Source organism: Methanobacterium sp., assembly GCA_030017655.1.
GTDB lineage: Archaea > Methanobacteriota > Methanobacteria > Methanobacteriales > Methanobacteriaceae > Methanobacterium_D.
Genome location: JASEIM010000049.1, coordinates 1 through 5,069, shown reverse-complemented (window position 1 = coordinate 5,069; position 5,069 = coordinate 1). Strand labels below are relative to the sequence as shown.

General features: G+C 32.8%; 6 protein-coding genes. 1 reads left to right on the top strand and 5 read right to left on the bottom strand.

The features are described from left to right. The coding region (locus QMD61_11430) for a tautomerase family protein (GenBank protein ID MDI6725244.1) at window positions 1–354 on the top strand (354 nt) is incomplete at its 5' end. A gap of 164 nt (window positions 355–518) precedes the next feature. On the opposite strand, the gene QMD61_11425 is transcribed toward QMD61_11430, so the two are convergent. The 5 genes from QMD61_11425 to QMD61_11405 form a co-directional block, all read right to left on the bottom strand. Then, window positions 519–911: a hypothetical protein gene (locus tag QMD61_11425; protein ID MDI6725243.1), complete on the bottom strand. Its 393-nt coding sequence runs from the start codon at window positions 909–911 to the stop codon at window positions 519–521. Between the two features lie 449 nt (window positions 912–1,360). Continuing rightward, on the bottom strand, window positions 1,361–1,942 hold the full coding sequence (locus QMD61_11420) for an acetate uptake transporter (protein MDI6725242.1): 582 nt from the start codon (window positions 1,940–1,942) through the stop codon (window positions 1,361–1,363). A gap of 24 nt (window positions 1,943–1,966) precedes the next feature. Continuing rightward, window positions 1,967–3,871 carry an acetate--CoA ligase gene (gene acs / locus QMD61_11415; GenBank protein ID MDI6725241.1) on the bottom strand — a complete coding sequence of 635 codons (1,905 nt, stop codon included), beginning with the start codon at window positions 3,869–3,871 and terminating at the stop codon, window positions 1,967–1,969. Between the two features lie 247 nt (window positions 3,872–4,118). Beyond that, on the bottom strand, window positions 4,119–4,631 hold the full coding sequence (locus QMD61_11410; GenBank protein ID MDI6725240.1) for an NUDIX domain-containing protein: 513 nt from the start codon (window positions 4,629–4,631) through the stop codon (window positions 4,119–4,121). 188 nt (window positions 4,632–4,819) lie between these two features. Then, a partial coding sequence (locus QMD61_11405; GenBank protein MDI6725239.1) for a TCP-1/cpn60 chaperonin family protein occupies window positions 4,820–5,069 on the bottom strand: 250 nt, incomplete at its 5' end.

Sequence of the window (5,069 nt, the reverse complement as noted above, 5' to 3'; positions counted from 1 at the left end):
GAAAAATATAAAAAGGCAATATTAGATGGAGTTCATGATGCTCTAGTTGAGGCAATTAAAATCCCAGATTATGATAGGTTACAGAGGATGTATGAGCTCGATAAGGAGTACTTTGAGATACCATCCACTAAAACAGACAATGTGGCTCTTATTGAAATTACTTTATTTAAAGGAAGATCTATAGAATCTAAAAAAGCACTATATAAAGCCATAGTAAACAATTTAGCTTCAGATCCAGGAATAAATGGCGATGGCATAGTAATGGTGTTATATGAGCCCCCTTTAAAAAATTGGGGCATTAAAGGAGGTAAACCTGCTAATGAAGTTGATCTGGGATTTGAAATTAAAGTTTAAGTTCTTTTTTAATTTTTAAAGATTTAGACTTTGATTTCATAAAATATATTTTAATTTAGCGTATGCAATAAGATATTCTCTATTAAGTCTATTTTATCTTTGCATTAATGGAAATTATTGAATACTAAAGATGGAAACAGTGTAAATAATTATCAGAAATATATTTAGTTCCTCATATCCATTATACGGTCTTGAAAGTCTAAATTTTTCCATTTAATTCCTAACATTTCAGCTTGTCTTAAAAGTGCGTCCATTGCATTTTCATTTCCTTTAACAAGAATTATTTCCTCACCTGCTTCTCTGTATTCTGCAAAGGCAATTGTATTGTAGAAAATTTCTTTCTTAATTTCATTTGTTATATTATCCAGTAATACTCTTCCTACATTCAGGCTTGGATCTCCCTCTTTAAGGTATTTAATTTCTACAGAAACTTTCCTTTTTAGGCTGAATAGCCTGTTTAAAAACATCTGTTCTTCTTCGTTGCTATCCACTTCTTTACTCCGCAAAAGATGTATGAACATGTCTAACAACTCATGCAAACAGTTTTCATTTTCCATTTCACCGCCTCTTTAATTTTATATTATTCCATATTTCTTCGTTTTTATTACATAAAACTATGAAACATCTGTTATAAGATTGATATAACCATTATTTAAACGTTTCATTTTTTTTGAAAAATACGGGCTTAAAAGACTTAAATTTTAAAATAACGATTAATAAATATTTTTAAGTGATTAAATTAGTTTAAATAGTCAATATTAATGGAAATAAACTAAATAGATGCTATTGATTTGAATTTTAAGCGATTATATTTTAAAAATTACTTTTAGTTTTAAATGAGACTCAATTTAAAAAAAAAGAGAGTAAATACTATCTTCACTGGATACAGATTAATAATCTGCAGTAAAATCATGAGATAATTTTCTTTTGCATTTCAGAATATATTTAAGATTGTTAAGTTCTTTAAAATCATTAAAAAAGAATAAAAATAATTCTAAGATCTCCGCTAAACTGGTAAAACATTTCTGTCATAAACCTCATTAATCACCTCTGCAAGACCTACATAAATTGCGCTTGCTCCAGTAAATATCCCCTCATATCCTGCAATCACTGTTATCAATCCGTTACCTGTAAATTCTCCTAAAGATAAGAGGAAAAACAGTATTGCAAGACTTAAGAATATAACCTGTAGTCCTCGAGTTAATTTTAAAGTTCCAAAGAACATTACTAAAGTAAAGAGCCCCCACATAAAAAGATAAGCTCCTAAGGATATGGGATCCGCTGCGGTTGCTAGATTCATCTTTGGTAAGACAAGCAGGAGCACAAGTGACCACCAGAACAACCCATATGAGCTGAATGCGACAGTTGCAAATGTATTTCCCTTCTTATATTCCATTGCACCTGCAATTATCTGTGCTATTCCCCCATAGGCTATCCCCATAGCCAGTATCATACTGTTTAGATCATAAAATCCTGCATTATGGATATTTAAAAGGACAGTTGTTAATCCAAATCCTAAAAGTCCAAGAGGTGCAGGATTTGCAGTTGTATCCTTTATCTGCACATTGGACATTATATCTTCAACCATTTGAATCCCTTCTTTCTATCACATTTATTCTTCAAGTGTTGATGTATCTCCTATATCTTCTCCTCTCTCTCTCGCTCTTAAAACTCTCCTCATTATTTTTCCACTTCTGGTTTTGGGAAGTGAATCAACCTGAGTTATTTGGCCTAAAACTGCAACTGGTCCTAATTCGTATCTTACATGTTTTTTAAGTTCTTCTATTAACTTTGTATTAAGGTTATAACCTTCTCTTAAAATTACAAATGCTTTAATAACTTCTCCTTTAATTGGATCTGATTTACCAATTACTGCTGCTTCTGCGACTGCAGGGTGGCTTACAAACGCAGATTCAACTTCAGAAGTACCAATTCTATGTCCTGCTATCTTTAGGACATCATCTGATCTCCCCTGTATCCAGAAGTAGCCGTCTTCGTCTTTTCTGGCTATATCTCCTGCTGCATATATGCATCCTGGAATTTCGTTCCAGTAGGCATTTACATACCTTTCCTCATCTTTATACAGAGTTCTGAACATCGAAGGCCACGGTTTTTTAATTACCAGTAAACCTCCTTTTCCCAGTGGAACTGGATTTCCCTCATCATCCACAACATCAGCATCTATTCCTGGTAATGCTTTTGTTGCTGAACCTGGTTTAAGAGGAGTCACAGGTAAAGGTGCAATCATATGCATTCCTGTTTCTGTTTGCCACCATGTATCCATTATAGGGCACTGCTCTCCTCCAACATTTTTGTAAAACCACATCCATGCCTCAGGATTTATTGGTTCACCCACAGTTCCAAGGATTTTAAGGGATGAAAGGTTGTATAAACTTGGATACTTCTTTCCAAATCTCATAAGATGTCTTATAGCTGTTGGTGCAGTGTAAAATTTGGTTACCCCATATTTTTCCACTATTTTCCACCAGATTCCAGGGTCGGGGTAATCTGGAGCTCCTTCATATACAAGAGTAGTTGTACCAAGAAGAAGAGGACCGTAAATGACATAACTATGGCCTGTAATCCATCCAATATCTCCAGTACACCACCAGAGATCTCCATCATGTATATTGAATACGTTTTTAAGTGTTGTTGCAACGCCTACCATGTATCCTGCAGTTGTATGTAAAACTCCCTTTGGTTTTCCTGTACTTCCAGAAGTGTATAAAAGAAACAGAGGATCTTCTGCATCCATTTCTTCTGCTTCACATTCTGCTGGTTCTCCCTCAATCAATGTCTCATAAAATATTTCCCTTCCACTTAAATCTGAGATTTCTATTGGAATTCCAGTGTGTTTAACCACAATTACAGTTTCTACTGTAGGACATTGAAGCATTGCTTCATCTGCAATTTTCTTTAAATCTATTACTTTGCCTCTTCTAAATGTTCCATCTGCTGTTATCAAAATTTTTGCTTCTGCATCGTTTATTCGCTCTACAAATGCACCTACACTTAATCCTGAATAAACTACGCTGTGTATTGCTCCTATTTTAGTACATGCTAATAATGAAATAATGAGTTCTGGACACATTGGAAGATATGTTGAGACCTTATCTCCCTTTTTTACTCCTAAATTTTTAAGTGCATTTGCAAACTTATTTACTTCTCTGTAAAGTTCGTAATAAGTTAATTTCTTCTCATGTCCTCTTTCATTTACATACAGGATAGCTATCTGGTTTCTTTTATCTGTGTGGATCCATCTATCAACAGCATTGTATGCCAAATTGATTTTTCCATTTACATACCATTTAAAGAATGGTTTATTGCTGTCATCCAATATTTTATCTGGTTTTTTAAACCAGACAAATTGTTCGGCTTTCTCTGCCCAGTATTTTTCTATATCTTTTCCTTTTTCAAGTTCTGCTTCCAAATCTTTTATGTGTGCTTTTCCAACTATTGTTTCACTTGGTTTGAAAATCCTTTTTTCATTAAGCAGGACATCCGTATCATGTACCATTTTTTCTCCCGCCGTTTTTAATTTTTTTAAATCAATTGTGATAATTTCTAAGTTCTTTTTAGTATAAATATTTTACTATTATTAATCATTATAAATATTGATTAATCATTATAAATATTCTGATTAAATTGCATCTTTTAGAAGGTATAAAGCATCGAATAAGAAAATAATTTAAAAAATAAGACTAAAGACGATATTTTAGGGTCATTAAATCTGAAGATATATTTATAATTCTTAAAAAAATAATCTATTTTTTACCTAACATTTTATCTACGGATGTTTTAATTGGAGTTATAAACGGTTTTAAAGCTTCTTTAGAACTTATTTTTTCCTCGTGTTTATCATCAGGTTCACTTTTAGCAGTATTTTGATTTATAATAAAATCATGGAACCAGTCAGCTAATTCATAATCAGTGAGATTTTCAAAAAATACCCATGCATAACCTTCATGTTCATCGCTAAGATTAAGTTCACCTTCTACTATTTTACCAGACATGATAATATGTACTGCCCTTATTAAAGGTAAATTTTGTTCAGATACTCCAACAACATGATCTAATGCTATTTTTAACTTTGTTTCCTCATATACTTCTCTTATAAGCGCCTGATCAAATGATTCTCCCTGATCTACTTTTCCTCCAGGAAGCTCCCATTTTCCAGGGTTAGTTCGAGAATCAGAAGATCTCTTAATAATAAGGATTTTACCTTGATCATCAGTTAAAAGAACCCTCACAGCCAGACCAAAAACATATTCTATCATTCAATCATGTCCTGATTTTATATTTTAGATTATATTTTGAATTACATATACCTATGGATTACAGCTCAATTAAAATAAAATCCCTTTTGTTAATATATCAAAATTTCAATCCAACTAATATTTAAGTATTTTAAAAATAAAATTTAATTATATTAAAAAATAAAAGAATTTAAGGCCTTAAGCCCTAATTACATCATTGGAGGCATTCCACCAGGCATGCCTTCCATTCCTTCCATATCACCGCCGCTTATACCTTTTGAAGCGATCATATCATCGATACGAAGGAGCATCTCTGTAGCTTCTGCTGCAGATTGAATTGCCTGTTTTTTGACTCTTTGCGGTTCAACGACACCCTCGTGATACATATCGGCCACTCCACCATTAAATACATTTAATCCCATGTAAAGAGATTTTTCGTGGGCTGCTCTTAAATCGACG

Excerpts from the sequence above, each read along its gene's own strand:
- QMD61_11425 (MDI6725243.1), bottom strand. The coding sequence starts at position 911 with ATGGAAAATGAAAACTGTTTGCATGAGTTGTTAGACATGTTCATACAT.
- QMD61_11420 (MDI6725242.1), bottom strand. The coding sequence starts at position 1,942 with ATGGTTGAAGATATAATGTCCAATGTGCAGATAAAGGATACAACTGCA.
- acs (MDI6725241.1), bottom strand. The coding sequence starts at position 3,871 with ATGGTACATGATACGGATGTCCTGCTTAATGAAAAAAGGATTTTCAAA.
- QMD61_11410 (MDI6725240.1), bottom strand. The coding sequence starts at position 4,631 with ATGATAGAATATGTTTTTGGTCTGGCTGTGAGGGTTCTTTTAACTGAT.